Genomic DNA, 14,875 nt, shown 5'->3' on the forward strand with positions numbered 1-14,875 from the left:
ACAAGCCCCCATTGACGTTGGACCAGCGGCCCGTGTCCGGGTCGCCCGGGTCAGTCCTCCTCGCGGAGCGCTGCCCCGTCGGCGCCTCCGAAGAGACCGCCGTTGCCGTTGCCGCCGTTGTTCTGCTGCCCGGCGTCGACCGTGCCGAGGTTGACGCGGTCGCCGGCCTTCACCTGCTGGCCCTCCTGCGGGTTGCTGGCGAGGACGATGGCGTTGTCGTCCTGCGAACCCTGGATGTTGCCGACCTGGAGCTGGTTCTGCGCGAGAACCTGCTTGGCCTGGGCGAGGGTCATCTGGGTCACCTTCGGCATGGCGAACTGCTCTTCCTCTTCCTCCGCCGCCTTGCCGATCTGGATGGTCACCGTGGAGCCCGGGTCGGCCGGGGAGTTGGCCGTGGGCGATGTGGCGATGACCTTGCCGACGAGGTTGTCGTCGTCGGTCTCCACGTCGGTGCAGTTGCCCGTGAGGTCGTTCTGCTCCATCCGCGCCTTGGCGTCGTCACAGCTCAGGCCGCTCACGTCCGGAACGGTGGACTGCTTCTTCTCCTTGGCCACGGTGAGGGTGATCGTGGAGCCCTTCTCCACCTCGTCGCCCGCCGTCGGGTCCTGTTCGAGGACCGTGCCGGGCTCCTCGCTGGACTCCTTGGACTCAGTCTTGACCGTGAAGCCGTACTTGTCGTCCTCGAGCTTGTCCGTGGCGTCCTCGACCTGATCGTCGATGACGTTCGGTACCGCGACCTTCGGCGCCCCGGTCGACACGGTCAGCGTGATCGTGTCGCCCTTGTTGACCTGGGTCTCCGCCTTCGGGTTCTGGGCGCAGACACTGTTCTTCGGGGTGTCCTCGCAGGGCTTGGAGTCGATCTTCAGCTCCAGCTCGCGGTTGGTCGCCAGCTTCTCGGCCTCGGACTGGGTCTGGTTCACGAAGTTCGGTGCCGGGAACGTGTCGTCGTCAGCCCCGCCCTGCCCGGTGAACGCCCACTTGCCGATGAGGATCGCGCCGACCAGTACGAGCAGACCCGCGACGACCAGCAGGATCGTCGAGGTGTTGCTCTTCTTCTGCTGGCGTCGTCGCCCGGCGCGGTCGTCGTAGCCGAAGCCGCCGTCGTCCGGGTTCATCGGGGGCAGCATGGACGTGGCCTGCGCGTCCGTGGAGCGCAGAGCGGTGGTGGGGCGGTCGTCCGGGTAGCCGCCGTAACCCACGGAGCCCATGGCCGCCGTCGCCGCGACGGGCTGGCCGTCGAGGCAGGCCTCGATGTCCACGCGCATCTCGTCGGCGGACTGGTAGCGGTAGTCCGGGTCCTTGGTGAGCGCCTTCAGGACGATGGCGTCCATCTCGGGCGTGATCTCGGGGTCGAAGACGCTCGGCGCCTGCGGCTCCTCGCGTACGTGCTGGTACGCGACCGCGACCGGGGAGTCCCCGATGAACGGCGGGCGGACCGTCAGGAGCTCGTACAGCAGACAGCCCGCCGAGTACAGGTCGGAGCGGGCGTCGACCTGCTCGCCCTTCGCCTGCTCCGGCGACAGGTACTGCGCCGTTCCTATGACCGCCGCGGTCTGCGTCATCGTCATGCCGGAGTCGCCCATGGCGCGGGCGATGCCGAAGTCCATGACCTTGACCTGGCCGTTGCGCGTCAGCATGACGTTCGCCGGCTTGATGTCGCGGTGGACGATTCCGTTGCGGTGCGAGTACTCGAGCGCCTGGAGGATGCCGATGGTCATCTCCATGGCGCGCTCGGGCAGCAGCTTGCGCCCGGAGTGCAGCAGCTCTCGCAGCGTGGACCCGTCGACGTACTCCATCACGATGTACGGGATGGAGATGCCCTCGATGTAGTCCTCACCCGTGTCGTACACGGCGACGATCGCGGGATGGTTGAGCGAGGCGGCCGACTGGGCCTCCCGGCGGAACCGGGCCTGGAACGACGGATCGCGCGCGAGGTCCGCTCGCAGCGTCTTCACCGCCACCGTGCGGCCGAGCCGGGTGTCATGGGCGAGATGTACCTCCGCCATGCCACCACGGCCGAGCACGTGGCCCAGCTCGTACCGGCCGCCGAGGCGACGCGGCTCTTCCATAGCTACCTACCAGCCCTCTCCGACGGTCCTGACCACACCACGTGTGGTCCGGCGGTGTGCTGTCCGGGCATACCGTACCCGGCTCGCCTTGACTGACCTGGCCACAACCGTCACCCGATACAGGACCGGTATCGCAACGTGCACCGATGTGAAGGGGACGTGAGCGGGGTCACTTCTTGCTGTCGATGACTGCCTTCATCACGTCCTTCGCAATCGGTGCCGCGAGACCGCCGCCGGAGATGTCGTCACGGTTGGCGCTCTCGTCCTCGACGACCACGGCGACGGCGACCGGGGAGCTGCCGTCGTCGAGCTTCGCGTACGAGATGAACCAGGCGTACGGGTTCTCGCTGTTGTCGACACCACGCTGGGCGGTACCGGTCTTGCCGCCGACGGTGACGCCGTCCTCGTTGATCTGGCCCTTGGTGCCGGTGCCCTCCTTGACGACCGTCTCCATCATCGACTGAAGGATCTGGGCGTTCTTCTCGGACAGCGGCTCGCTCATCTCGGAGGGCTCGGTCTGCTCGATGACGTCGAGGCTCGGCGCCTGGAGCTTGTCGACCATGTACGGCTTCATGAGCGTGCCGTCGTTGGCGATGGCCGAGGCCACCATGGCCATCTGCAGGGGCGTCGTGGCCGTCTCGAACTGGCCGATCGAGCTGAGCGCGGTCTGCGGCCTGTCCATCTTCTCGGGGAAGTTGGAGGCGCTGGAGCGGATCGGGATGAACTGCTCCTCGTTGAAGCCGAACTTCTTGGCCGTCTCCAGCATGTCCTCCTTGCCGACATCGACGCCCAGCTTGCCGAAGACGGTGTTGCAGGAGACGCGCAGCGCCTCGCGCAGCGTCGCGTTCTTACAGGGGATGTTCCCCTCGTTCTTCAGCTCGGTGGTGCTGTCCGGCAGGGTGTACGGCAGTGGCGAGTCGGTCTTCTCGTCGGCGCTGTCGGCGATGCCGTGCTCCAGCGCCGCCGCGGCCGTGACCACCTTGAAGGTCGACCCGGGCGGGTAGATCTCGCGCAGCGCCCGGTTCTGCATCGGGTCGTCGCGGTTGTTCTTCTTCTGCAGCTTGGTCCAGGCCTTGCCGTCGACGTTGGTGGAGTTCCCCGCGAAGGACGACGGGTCGTACGAGGGAGTGGAGGCCAGCGCCAGGATCGCGCCGGTCTCGGGGTCGATCGCGGCGACGGCACCCTTGCCCTGCTTCAGCAGACCGTCGTACGCGGCCTTCTGCGCGGCGGCGTTGAGCGTGGTGACGACATTGCCGCCCTCCTGCTTCTTGCCGGTGATCATGTCGAGGGTGCGGCGGAAGAAGAGCCGGTCGTCGTTGCCCGTGAGGATGCCGTCCTCGATGCTCTCCAGCTGCGTGGCGCCGAAGGCCTGCGAGGCGTAGCCCGTGACGGGGGCCCACATCGCGCCGTCCTTGTACGTGCGCTTGTACTCGAAGTCGTTGAAGTCGCCGCCGCTCGTCTTCGTGGACCCGGTGATCGGGTTGCCGTCGACGATGATGTCGCCGCGCGGTGTGGCATAGCGCGCGATGGCGACGCGGCGGTTCTTCGTGTCCTTCTTCAGCGAGTCGGCCTGGACGTACTGGATCCAGTTGTCGCGGATGAGCAGCGCGAGGACGAGGAGCCCGCAGAAGATCGCGATCCGGCGCAGGGGCTTGTTCACGGTCGGACCACCTGGGTCATCTCGGCGTCGGGGTTGGGCGCGGGGGCCGGCGCGGGGCGGCGGGCGGTGTCGCTGATCCTGATCAGGATGCCGACTAGGGCCCAGTTGGCGATGACGGAGGAACCGCCGTACGCCAGGAAGGGCATCGTCATACCGGTCAGCGGGATCAGGCCCATGACGCCGCCGGCGACGACGAAGACCTGCAGGGCGAAGGCGCCGGACAGGCCGACGGCCAGGAGCTTGCCGAACGGGTCACGGGCCGCGAGCGCCGTACGGACGCCGCGCTCCACGATCAGGCCGTACATCAGCAGGATCGCCATCACACCGGCCAGGCCCAGCTCCTCGCCGAAGGTGGCGAGGATGAAGTCGGAGTTGGCGGCGAAGCCGATGAGGTCGGAGTTGCCCTGGCCGAGTCCGGTACCGAGGGTGCCACCGGAGCCGAAGGCCCACAGGGCCTGCATCGACTGCTCGGTGTGGCCCAGGACGCCTTCCTGGCTCAGTTCGTACTCGCGCATCGGGTCGAGCCAGGCCTGGACGCGCTGCTGGACGTGCGACTCGAAGGAGGCGACACCGACGGCGCCGGCCGCGGACATCAGCAGACCGAACACGATCCAGCTGGTCCGCTCGGTGGCGACGTACAGCATGATCACGAACATGCCGAAGAACAGCAGCGAGGTACCGAGGTCGGTCTCGAAGATCAGGATCAGGATGGAGAGCGCCCAGATGACGACGATCGGGCCGAGGTCCCGCCCGCGCGGCAGGTAGAGCCCCATGAAGCGGCGGCTGGCCAGGGCCAGGGCGTCGCGTTTCACCATGAGATAGCCGGCGAAGAAGACCGCCAGGGCGATTTTCGCGAACTCACCTGGCTGGATCGTGCCGAGGCCGGGAATCTTGATCCAGATCCTCGCGCCGAAGACGTTCACGCCGAGGCCCGGGACCAGCGGGAGGAGCAGCAGGATCACCGCGGCGACCATGGAGATGTAGGTGTAGCGCTGCAGGACGCGGTGGTCCTTGAGGAAGATCAGCACGACCACGAACAGGGCGACGCCCAGCGCGGAGTTGAGCAGCTGGCGGGGGGCCGCCTCGAAGAAGTTGGGGCTCTGCTGCAGTCGTTGCGACTGGTCGAGGCGCCAGACCACCACCAGCCCGATGCCGTTGAGCAGCGTGGCCAGCGGCAGCAGCAGCGGGTCCGCGTACGGGGCGAACTTCCGCACGACGAGATGGCCGACGCCCGCGAGCAGGCCGAGGCCGAGGCCGTAGCTCAGCAGCCCGGGCGGCACCGAGTCGTTCATGGCCAGGCCGACGTTGGCGTAGGCGAACACCGGGATGACCACGGCGAACACCAGCAGCGCGAGCTCGGTGTTACGTCGGCTCGGTGCTCCGATAGCGCCGATCGTGGACGTGTGCTGCGTCGACGGGTTGGAAGTACTGCTCATCGTATGACAGGGCCCCTCACGGCTGCTTACTGCTTACCGCACAGCGAGACCAGCTTCTGCTCTTCGTCGGAGAGGCTGGGGCCGGGTGTGGGAGTGGGTGCGGTCGTGGACTTGGACGGGTCGGGCGATGTTGTACCGGACCCCGACGGGGTCGGCGTAGGTGTCGCCTTGGACGCGGCAGAGGTCCGTGTGGTTCCCGTGACACCGCCGGCCTCGCCCTCACCGGTCTTCGCGTTCTCCTTGCTCTCCGCCTCGCGGCGCTCGGCGTCCTTCTTGCACGCGGACGCCTGGGTGGCCAGCTCCTCGATCTTCGAGCGGGCGTCGGTCAGACCGCCCTCGGTGATCGTGGCCTTGACCTGCTTCTGCTGGTACGGCGGCAGGTACTTGAGTTCGATCTCGGGGTGATCCTTCTCCACCTTCGAGAGCGAGACCCAGGCCAGGTCCTGGCTGATGCCCTGGTACAGCGCGACGTGCTCGTCGTTGGCGCCGACGTAGTACTGCGTCTGCGTCCAGCGGTAGCCGCCGTACAGTCCGCCGCCGATGACGCCGAGCGCGAGCGCGATGTAGAGAGATCTCTTCAGCCACTTCCGCCCGGAGCGCGGTTTGACGAAGTCGTCGTCCGAGTAGCCACCGAAACCGCCGGTGGGTACGTAGCCGGTGGTGTCGCCGCTGCCGGGCGGGCCGAACTCTCCGCCGCCGCCCTGCCCGGGCACCTGCCGGCCGAGGCTGGAGGCGCGGCCGGCGGGCGTCTGCATGGCGCCGTCGTCGTGCAGCTGGTGCTGGTTCTCGGCGACCGCGCCCACGACGACGGGGGTGTCGGAGAGCTGCCCTGCGAGGGTGTCCCCGCCGTCGATGTCGAGGACGTCGGCCACGATGACCGTGATGTTGTCGGGGCCGCCGCCGCGCAGCGCGAGCTCGATCAGCTGCTGCACCGTCTCCTGCGGGCCCTGGTAGCTGGCGAGGGTGTCCTCCATCGTCTGATGGGAGACGACCCCGGACAGCCCGTCGGAGCAGATCAAGTACCGGTCACCGGCGCGGACTTCACGGATGGAGAGGTCCGGCTCGACGTGGTCGCCACTGCCCAGCGCGCGCATGAGGAGGGACCTCTGCGGGTGGGTGGTCGCCTCTTCCTCCGTGATGCGGCCCTCGTCGACGAGGCGCTGCACCCACGTGTGGTCCTGCGTGATCTGCGTCAGCACGCCGTCCCGCAGCAGATACGCGCGGGAGTCACCGACGTGTACGAGGCCGAGCCGCTGCCCGGTCCACAGGAGCGCGGTGAGGGTCGTCCCCATGCCTTCGAGCTGGGGGTCCTCCTCGACCATCATCCTGAGCTGGTCGTTGGCGCGCTGAACGGCCGTCCCGAGCGAGGTGAGGATGTCGGATCCGGGCACGTCGTCGTCGAGCGCGACGATGGTGGAGATGACCTCGGAGGAGGCCACCTCACCGGCGGCCTGGCCGCCCATCCCGTCGGCGATCGCGAGCAGCCGGGGACCGGCGTAGCCGGAGTCCTCGTTGCCCTCGCGGATCATGCCTTTGTGCGATCCGGCGGCGAAGCGCAGTGAGAGACTCATGCGCACCTCGCCCGTCGGCTCCGGGTACATCCGCACGGTGCCCACCCTCCGGTCGGGAGCGTGCCGGGGTCCGTCGTGTGGACCGCCGCTGCTCGCTCGCTCCGCTCGCGCTCATTCATGACGTAGCACTACTTCCGCAGCTCGATGACGGTCTTGCCGATGCGGATCGGCGCGCCCAGCGGGATCGGCGTGGGAGTCGTCAGTCGGTTCCGGTCGAGATACGTGCCGTTGGTGGACCCGAGGTCTTCGACGATCCACTGGCCGTCACGGTCCGGGTAGATCCTGGCATGCCTGCTGGACGCGTAGTCGTCGTCCAGCACGATGGTGCTGTCGTGTGCGCGTCCCAGCGTGATGGTCTGCCCCTGCAGTGCGACCGTCGTGCCCGTGAGGATGCCCTCGGAGACGACGAGCTTGGTGGGGGCGCCACGGCGCTGACGGCCGCCGCCGCTCGGTGGTGCCGCCTGCTGGCGCTGCTGCGGCGGCGCGGCTTGGCGCGCGGTCTGCTGCGGCCGGTTGGCGTCCCTGCGCGAGCCGCGCTGTGTGACGCGCGTTCCGAACAGGTCGCTGCGGATGACCTGCACGGCCACGATCACGAACAGCCACAGTACGGCCAGGAAACCCAGCCGCATGACCGTGAGGGTCAGCTCTGACATTGCCCCCGCTTCACCCTTCGGCTTGCCGGTAAATGATGGTGGTGCTGCCCACGACGATCCGCGAGCCGTCGCGGAGCGTAGCGCGGGTGGTGTGCTGCCCGTCCACCACGATGCCGTTGGTGGACCCGAGATCCTGGACAGTCGAGGGCGTTCCGGTCCGGATCTCACAGTGCCGGCGCGAGACGCCGGGGTCGTCGATCCGCACGTCGGCTTCGGTGCTGCGGCCCAGCACCAGCGTCGGGCGGGAGATCTGATGGCGGTTGCCGTTGATCTCGATCCAGTGCCGCGTACGTCCACCCGGCTGCGGGGCCGCGGCGGGCCGCTGGCCCGCGGGTGCGGCGCCCGGACGGCCGCCGGGGGGCGGCGCGGCAGGCATGGGAGGAGCGGCCGCCGGCGGGTAGCCGTAGCCGCCTGCCTGGCCGCGGGCTGCCGCCGGGGGCGGGCCCGCGGGTGCGCGCTCGGGAGTGGCCTGCTGGTTGGCGGAGGAGGCGAGCGTACGGCTGCGGACCCGGTACAGGCCCGTGTCCAGGTCGTCCGCCTTCTCCAGATGCACCTTGATGGTGCCCATGAAGGTGTAGCGCTGCTGCTTGGCGTAGTCGCGCACCATGCCGGCGAGCTCGTCACCGAGCTGGCCGGAGTAGGGGCTGAGCCGCTCGAAGTCGGGCGTGCTCAGCTCCACGATGAAGTCGTTCGGGACGACGGTCCGGTCGCGGTTCCAGATCGTGGCGTTGTTGTCGCACTCGCGCTGGAGCGCTCCTGCGATCTCCACGGGCTGGACCTCGGACTTGAACACCTTGGCGAAGGTGCCGTTGACCAGACCTTCGAGACGTTGCTCGAACTTCTTCAGGACTCCCATGGGGCACCTCCTCCGTCGTCGTTGCCCTGGTACTGCTTACTGATCGTATCCACGCGCCGGGAAATCGGCTGGTTCCCCCTGTCGGCCCGGTCGACAGATGTCGACGCCCACTGAAGTCCCCTCCCGAGGTTCCCTCGGAAACCCCTCTTCGAACTCCCCCCGAGCACTCCGTATGAGAAGGATCGTAGAGGTGGCGTCCCCACAGTGTCCCGCACCCGACTGTGGACCTCGGCCCCCTCCTGGGGAGATGGCCCGGACCGGTACGAGGTTGATACGTGAACCGGTTCTCGTTGATACGTGGAGGGTGGGGACGGAGGGATCCGGGGTGCCGTCCGAGGCGGTCCCGCAGGTGATCCGGGGGTGAAGCGGGGCTGATGGCGGGCCGACGCGGAGGTCGGTTGCCCCACCGCCGGCCCTCGGAAACGGATGTGAATCCACCCCATCCAGCGTGCTAATCTTCTGCATGTCGGCAGGCGCTCACCCACTCGGTGAGAGACGGACGACACACCCAATGCGCGGGTGGCGGAATAGGCAGACGCGCTGGATTCAGGTTCCAGTGCCCGCAAGGGCGTGGGGGTTCAACTCCCCCCTCGCGCACCACAGGAGACGGGTCTCCACCAGAACGAAAGTTCCGGTGGGGGCCCGTTCTTCGTTCCCCGAAACATCCACGCCGGACTCCGCACCCCGGCCGACGACATGACAGCCCAGGCCCCTGACGGTGAGGTATCTCACGGTCGGGGGTCTGCTGTGTACGGGCTGCATCTTCGCTGGAGCAGTGCCGGGGTGGCGTCGCGGGCTGTGCGACCTGGCCGAGCGGCTTTCCGCTGGGTGTCCTGTTGGGCGCCTGGTCCGCCTGCCGGCACCCAGGCGGGATCGAGGAAACGAATCAGCAGGTCAGCGCACGATTACATGATCACTCAGGTCGGTGAACCCTTCTATCCGGCAGAACCATGATCGGAGCAATCCGGTTATTGCCGCTCGGAAGAGGTGCTTCACCGAAAGGGATTTACTCATGGTCGCGCTGTCCGGATCCAGGCTTTCCGCCGCTCTTGCTGCTGCCGGTGCACTCGTGTTGATGGTGCCCTCGGTGGCCGAGGCCGGCGCTGTCGGGTCCACCCCTGTTCGTACCTTCGAGTACAGCGTCGGCGGCATGGCGATGAAGGTTCCTACCGGCTGCATGTTCACCCACATCATCCGAGGTGGCGGGAGGAAGATCACCTATCAGAACGCAGGCGTCGACTGTGGGTTTGCCGCTGCGCTCGGCAGCGGCTTCTGCAACTGGCGGATCGACTTCACGTATGCCAACACCAACAACAAGACATACCGGACGTCCCGCGGGCGAACGCACCCCGAGTGCAAGATCGACCCGATGCGGAACAACTCTCCTCAGACTCTGCCTCGTTATGGAAAGGCGTGTGCGCATCTGTACGTCAACGGGGTGCGTCGGGTGAGTCAGTGCCACCACATCACGAAGTGAGCCGTTCATGATTGATCAGCAGGCGGGCCGGGACCGGGCCCGGGATGTGCAACTGCGGTGGGTCGGAGCCGCGGCGTTCGTCGGGGGGCTGGTGGTGACACTGGCCTTCTTCGGCTTCTTCCCCGGGCTCCCGCATGTCATCGACTGGGGGGCGATCGTCGTCGCCGTCCTTGTCGGGGTGCTTGTCCGGTGGGTTTGTCAGGCCTGGATGAAGAAGAAGCAGGGCAGCGCCGGCCGGTGAGCCGGCAGGACCTTGGCGGGACCGATGTCCTTCGGCCCTGCGCGTGCGGCTCGTGCGGGCAGGGCCTGGGGTGCCGGTCCGGCTGAGTGGACGTATCCGGCGGAGGACGGGCGCTGCCAGGAGCAGTTCCGGCGCAAGCGGCACCTGCGAGCTGTGTTCGGCGCTGAGCTGGGGTGTTTTCCACAGGCGTGGAGTTGTCCACAGGGGCTCACAAGGATCGGCGCCCGGCGGTACGGTCGTCTCGAAATTGATGTTCGTGTGCGGGGGAGGCGGTTCGGGTGAGCGAGACCGGTGGTGCGGTGGCCGGGGCGGCAAGAGTTCCGGAGGTGCGCGGGTTCGCGCGACGGCTTGGGGAGGACTCGTCCAAGGGACAGGGTTCGCCCAAGGAGGAGGGCAAGGCGCTGCGGGGCCGGGTCCCGCGCAGTGCGCACGCCTCCATCGACACGAACGGCGACCGCCCGGACGCGGTGACCGCGGTAGACGTGTCCAACCGCGGCCGGATCCCCGGGCTCACACCGATACGGGTCGGCAGGATGGCGGCCACGCCCTTCGCCTTCCTGCGCGGTTCGGCCGGACTCATGGCCTACGACCTGGCGCGTACGCCGCTGACCGGTATCGGCGCCCAGATCTGCGGCGACGCGCACGCGGCGAACTTCGGTCTGTACGGGGACGCCCGCGGTGGCCTCGTCATAGACCTGAACGACTTCGACGAAACGGTCCACGGGCCGTGGGAGTGGGACCTGAAGCGGCTCGCGACCTCGCTGGTGCTCGCCGCCCGGGAAGCGGGGGCGGACGAGGACACCTGCCGCAAGGCGGCATACTTCGCGACCGGTTCGTACCGGCGCACGATGCGGCTGCTCGCCAAGCTCCCGGTCCTGGACGCGTGGAACGCCATCGCGGACGAGGAACTGGTCTCGCACGCCGACGCCCACGACCTGCTCGGCACGCTGGAGCGGGTCTCGGAGAAGGCGCGGGGCAACACCAGTGGGCGGTTCGCGGCCAAGTCGACGGAGGTCGCGGAGGACGGCGGGCGCCGCTTCGTCGACGCCCCGCCGGTGCTGCGGCGCGTGCCGGACGAAGAGGCCGCCGGGGTCGCACGGTCGCTGGAGGAGTATCTGGCCACGCTCTCCGAGGACCGTCTCCCGCTCCTCGCGAGGTACGCGGTGCACGACGTGGCGTTCCGCGTGGTCGGCACGGGCAGCGTGGGCACGCGCTCGTACGTGGTGCTGCTCCTCGACCATCGCGGTGAGGCCCTCGTCCTCCAGGTGAAGGAGGCCCGTACGTCCGTCCTGGTGCCGCATCTGGAGACGGTCGGCCTCGCGGTGCCCGAGGTGGCACACGAGGGCCGCCGGGTCGTCCTCGGCCAGAAGCGGATGCAGGTCGTCAGCGACATCCTCCTCGGCTGGACGTCGGTCGAGGGGCGCCCCTTCCAGGTGCGGCAGTTCCGCAACCGCAAGGGCAGCGTCGATCCCGCGGCGCTGGCCGCGGACCAGATAGACGACTACGCCCGGATGACCGGGGCCCTGCTGGCCCGGGCCCACGCGCACAGCGCCGATCCCCGGCTCATCGCGGGGTACTGCGGCAAGAGCGAGGAACTGGACGAGGCGGTCGCCACCTTCTCGGTGGCCTACGCGGACCGGACCGAGGCGGACCACGCGGAGCTGGTGGCGGCGGTGCGCGCGGGGCGGATCGTGGGGGAGCTGGGGGTTTGACGGGGCGGTGAAAGCCCGGGGAAGGCGTCCGGGAAAGGCCCCTGGCCAGGCGGTTCGAATGGGTGGCTGAGCCGTGGCCTAGGCTGGGCGGGTGACGACCCCGGAAGCTGATCAGCCCCCGCCCGAGCCCCTCGCGGAACCGGGCTCCGGTGAGCCGCGCGCCGAGAAGGCGCCGTCTGCCGAGTCGGACACCGGGAGGCCCGGCGAGCCGTCCACCGAGGCATCCGTAGAGGCATCCGCAGAGTCGGGCGCCGAGTCGTTGGTCGAGACATCCGCCGAGGCGGGTGCCGACGCGCCGTTGCCGGACGCGGCCGAAGGCGATGCGACCGGAGGCGACGAATCCGCGGACGGTTCCACGGCGGGTGACCGGCCGGCGGACGACCCAGCGGCGGGTGGCTCGACGGCGGACGACCCGGCGGTGGGCGACTCGTCCGTGGGTGACTCGTCCGAGGGTGACGCCGGAGGTGAAGGCCAGGAGCGGCCCGAGGCGCGGCTGGAGCGGGCCGTGCGGGCGGCCGAGCAGGCGTTGATCGAGTTCGAGATCGCGGTGGAGACGTTCCGGGTCGAGGTGGAGAACTTCTCCCGGCTGCACCACCAGAAGCTCGGGCCGATGTACTCGCGGCTCGACGAACTGGACGCGCAGATCGCCGAGGCACGGGCCGCGAGCACCGGCGACCCGGAGGACGTGCGCAAGGCGCAGGAGGCACGGGCCCGTGTCATGCCGATGCCGGGGATCGAGGAACTGTTCCACGACTGGCTCGACTCGGACGGGCTGTCCCCGGAGGCCTCGGCCATGCTGACCGAGCAGCCGGTGCGGCCGCCGCAGCGGGTCCGGCCGAGTGACGAGGCCCGCAAGCTCTACCGGGAGCTGGTCCGCAAGGCGCACCCCGACCTGGCGCAGGACGACACGGAGCGCGCGCGGCGCGACGAGTTCATCTCCCGGGTCAACGCGGCGTACGGCCGTGGGGACGAGCCCCTGCTCCGGGAGCTGTCCGAGGAGTGGGCCGCCGGTCCCGTGTCCGAGGAGTGGCGCCCGACTCGCAGCGAGGAGCTCTACGCCCGTCTCGAATGGCTCGCCCAGCGCAAGGAACTGCTCGCCCTCGTCGCCCGCGACCTGGAGGAGAGCGCGATCGGCGCGATGCTCAAGATCGCTCCGGACGACCCCGACCGGCTGCTGGAGGAGATCGCCGAGCAGCTGCTGGCGCAGGTGAGCGAGCGGGAGGCCGAGCTGGCGGGCCTGCTCGGCAGCGGGGCCTGAGGGCAGGCTTCCGGGTTGGCGGCCGGTCTTGCGATGTGCGGGCCCACCCGGAGATGTGCGGCACCCGTCCCGGGACGTACGGCCCCCGCCCCGGGATGCGCGGTCGGCCTCGGGGTTGAGTGGCGCGCCTCGGAGTCGAGTGGCGCGCCTTGAGGTGAGTCGTCGGCCCTGTGACCTGTGGCATTCGTCCGCGTACACCGGGTCGAGCTGTGGTCTGGCCCGGTCGGGTAGCGTCGGGGCATGAGTTTCGGAGCTGGTGTGCCCACGGTCGAGGTCTCGGATCTCGCGGACGGTGACTTCCTGCTGGACGTCCGGGAGGACGACGAGTGGCAGGCGGGTCACGCCGAAGGGGCGCTGCACATTCCCATCAGTGACTTCGTCGCACGTTACGGCGAGCTGACCGAGGCGGCGCCTCAGGACGGCAAGGTCCATGTGATCTGCCGCTCAGGGGGCCGTTCGGCACAGGTCGCGATGTACCTGGTCCAGCAGGGCATCGACGCGGTGAACGTCGACGGCGGCATGCAGGTCTGGGCGGCCGCGGGCCGTCCTGTGGTGAACGCGGAGGGGCAGTCGGGGTTCGTTCTCTAGCCGACCCGGGGCGGCCGGGTTCCTGGCCGCCCGCCTGTCTCAAGGCCGCCCGCTTGTCTCAGTGCCCCTCGCTCATCCCAGAAACCTCGGGTTCGTCCCGAGGCCGCGCTCACCCCAGGGGATGCGCCGCCAGCAGATCGCCCAGTGCCTCCTCGTGTGCTGCCGCCGGGCCGAGTGAGAGTTCCAGGTGCTTGGCCCAGGCGTGGTACCGGTGCAGGGGATAGTCGGTGTCCGCGCCGATGCCGCCGTGCAGATGCTGCGCGGTCTGCACGACACGGCGTACGCCCTCGGAGGCCCAGGTCTTGGCGACGGCGATGTCGCCTGACGCGGGCAGGGCCCCGCCCGCGCCCGAGCTGATCCGCCAGGCGGCCTGCCAGAGGGTGGCCTCCATCGCGCGCAGGTCGATGTAGCGGTCGGCGGCCTGCACGGCCACGGCCTGGAACGTGGCGACCGGGAACCCGAACTGCTCCCGCTTGCTGGTGTATTCGCTCGTCATCCCGAGCACTCCTTCACCGAGCCCGAGCGCCAGCGCGCACGTCCCGGTGGCGAGCAGGGCACGCAGCGACTCCCAGGCTCCGTCGGCGTCGATGACGTCACGGGCGGGAACGCGTACGGAATCCAGCCGGAGTTCGCCGAGCCGCTCACCTGTTGTCGAGAACTGCTCGGCGAGCAGCGCGCCTTCGTGGACGCGGGGGACAAGGGCGAACACGGAGCGGCCGGATTCGGTGCTCAGCGCGGGCACGAGGACGAAGTCGGCGTTCTGTGCCCAGGGGACGGCCGTCTGTACCCCGTCCAGCACCCACAGGTCGCCCTCCGGACGTGCGGTCACGGCGAGTTCGGCGCCGTCATGGCCGGTACGTCCGTTCGCGGCGACCGTCAGGACCAGCTCACCCCGGCCGGCCCGGGCGAGCACGTCCGCCTTCAGCTCCTCGCCGCCGTACGTCTGCACGGTCACCGCGGCCGCGGTGCTCTCCAGCAACGGCACCCGCGCGAGCACCTTCGCGGACTCGCGCAGCACCAGGCAGAGCGCGATGGCGTCCAGGCCCGCGCCGCCGTGGCGGGCGTCGAGCAGCAGGCTCAGCAGGTCCGCGTCGGCGAGTTTCGCCCACAGTGCGCGGTCGAAGTCGTCGGCGACGGCGCCGGCGGTGAGCGCGGGACTCGGCACACCGTCCGGCGCGACCCCCGCGAACACGGCCCTCGCCGCTTCCACGGCCGCCTGCTGCTCCTCGGTGAAGGTGAAGTCCACGACCTTGTCCTTCCGGCGGATCCGTTGATCTGGCGGAGCGTCAAGATAGAACAGGTTCTACAAGAAGGGAACGGTGCGGGTGGGTCGGTCCCGGGGAGCACCGGAGGG

The 14,875-nt window shown here is 69.2% G+C and carries 12 protein-coding genes and 1 tRNA gene; 6 read left to right on the top strand and 7 right to left on the bottom strand.

Annotated features, from left to right (window positions below):
• Positions 1-50: 50 nt before the first annotated feature.
• The 6 genes from pknB to OG718_RS28535 form a co-directional block, all read right to left on the bottom strand.
• Positions 51-2,069, bottom strand: a complete 2,019-nt coding sequence (pknB, locus tag OG718_RS28510; RefSeq protein ID WP_143641379.1) for a Stk1 family PASTA domain-containing Ser/Thr kinase — start codon at positions 2,067-2,069, stop codon at positions 51-53.
• A gap of 169 nt (positions 2,070-2,238) precedes the next feature.
• Complete coding sequence (locus OG718_RS28515) at positions 2,239-3,729, bottom strand: peptidoglycan D,D-transpeptidase FtsI family protein (RefSeq protein WP_143641380.1); 1,491 nt, start codon at positions 3,727-3,729, stop codon at positions 2,239-2,241.
• Positions 3,726-5,165 (bottom strand): FtsW/RodA/SpoVE family cell cycle protein, encoded by a 1,440-nt coding sequence (locus OG718_RS28520; RefSeq protein WP_143641381.1) that lies wholly within the window; start codon positions 5,163-5,165, stop codon positions 3,726-3,728. The genes OG718_RS28515 and OG718_RS28520 overlap by 4 nt, the downstream gene beginning before the upstream one ends.
• A 26-nt stretch (positions 5,166-5,191) precedes the next feature.
• Positions 5,192-6,766, bottom strand: coding sequence for a Stp1/IreP family PP2C-type Ser/Thr phosphatase (locus OG718_RS28525; RefSeq protein ID WP_186001362.1), 1,575 nt, complete (start codon positions 6,764-6,766; stop codon positions 5,192-5,194).
• Between the two features lie 98 nt (positions 6,767-6,864).
• On the bottom strand, positions 6,865-7,389 hold the full coding sequence (locus tag OG718_RS28530; protein ID WP_143641383.1) for an FHA domain-containing protein FhaB/FipA: 525 nt from the start codon (positions 7,387-7,389) through the stop codon (positions 6,865-6,867).
• 10 nt (positions 7,390-7,399) lie between these two features.
• Positions 7,400-8,245, bottom strand: coding sequence for an FhaA domain-containing protein (locus OG718_RS28535; RefSeq protein WP_143641384.1), 846 nt, complete (start codon positions 8,243-8,245; stop codon positions 7,400-7,402).
• A 513-nt stretch (positions 8,246-8,758) separates the two neighbouring features.
• Between OG718_RS28535 and OG718_RS28540 the strand changes: the two genes are divergently transcribed.
• The 6 genes from OG718_RS28540 (at position 8,759) to OG718_RS28565 (ending at position 13,521) form a co-directional block, all read left to right on the top strand.
• Positions 8,759-8,845 (top strand) — tRNA-Leu (locus tag OG718_RS28540).
• A gap of 412 nt (positions 8,846-9,257) precedes the next feature.
• Positions 9,258-9,722 carry a hypothetical protein gene (locus OG718_RS28545; protein WP_143641385.1) on the top strand — a complete coding sequence of 155 codons (465 nt, stop codon included), beginning with the start codon at positions 9,258-9,260 and terminating at the stop codon, positions 9,720-9,722.
• A 7-nt stretch (positions 9,723-9,729) separates the two neighbouring features.
• Positions 9,730-9,963: a hypothetical protein gene (locus tag OG718_RS28550; protein WP_143641386.1), complete on the top strand. Its 234-nt coding sequence runs from the start codon at positions 9,730-9,732 to the stop codon at positions 9,961-9,963.
• A 278-nt stretch (positions 9,964-10,241) separates the two neighbouring features.
• Entirely contained in the window at positions 10,242-11,675 is a 1,434-nt protein-coding gene (locus tag OG718_RS28555; protein ID WP_328845526.1) for a DUF2252 domain-containing protein, read from the top strand.
• Positions 11,676-12,093: 418 nt separating this feature from the next.
• Positions 12,094-12,933 (top strand): J domain-containing protein, encoded by an 840-nt coding sequence (locus OG718_RS28560; protein ID WP_260695552.1) that lies wholly within the window; start codon positions 12,094-12,096, stop codon positions 12,931-12,933.
• A 258-nt stretch (positions 12,934-13,191) separates the two neighbouring features.
• Positions 13,192-13,521: a rhodanese-like domain-containing protein gene (locus OG718_RS28565; protein WP_055613055.1), complete on the top strand. Its 330-nt coding sequence runs from the start codon at positions 13,192-13,194 to the stop codon at positions 13,519-13,521.
• A 109-nt stretch (positions 13,522-13,630) separates the two neighbouring features.
• On the opposite strand, the gene OG718_RS28570 is transcribed toward OG718_RS28565, so the two are convergent.
• Positions 13,631-14,767: an acyl-CoA dehydrogenase family protein gene (locus OG718_RS28570; RefSeq protein WP_328845527.1), complete on the bottom strand. Its 1,137-nt coding sequence runs from the start codon at positions 14,765-14,767 to the stop codon at positions 13,631-13,633.
• Positions 14,768-14,875: the final 108 nt, after the last annotated feature.

Source organism: Streptomyces sp. NBC_00258, from assembly GCF_036182465.1.
GTDB lineage: Bacteria > Actinomycetota > Actinomycetes > Streptomycetales > Streptomycetaceae > Streptomyces.

Excerpts from the sequence above, each read along its gene's own strand:
- pknB (WP_143641379.1), bottom strand. The coding sequence starts at position 2,069 with ATGGAAGAGCCGCGTCGCCTCGGCGGCCGGTACGAGCTGGGCCACGTG.
- OG718_RS28520 (WP_143641381.1), bottom strand. The coding sequence starts at position 5,165 with ATGAGCAGTACTTCCAACCCGTCGACGCAGCACACGTCCACGATCGGC.
- OG718_RS28525 (WP_186001362.1), bottom strand. The coding sequence starts at position 6,766 with ATGTACCCGGAGCCGACGGGCGAGGTGCGCATGAGTCTCTCACTGCGC.
- OG718_RS28530 (WP_143641383.1), bottom strand. The coding sequence starts at position 7,389 with ATGTCAGAGCTGACCCTCACGGTCATGCGGCTGGGTTTCCTGGCCGTA.
- OG718_RS28535 (WP_143641384.1), bottom strand. The coding sequence starts at position 8,245 with ATGGGAGTCCTGAAGAAGTTCGAGCAACGTCTCGAAGGTCTGGTCAAC.
- OG718_RS28545 (WP_143641385.1), top strand. The coding sequence starts at position 9,258 with ATGGTCGCGCTGTCCGGATCCAGGCTTTCCGCCGCTCTTGCTGCTGCC.
- OG718_RS28550 (WP_143641386.1), top strand. The coding sequence starts at position 9,730 with ATGATTGATCAGCAGGCGGGCCGGGACCGGGCCCGGGATGTGCAACTG.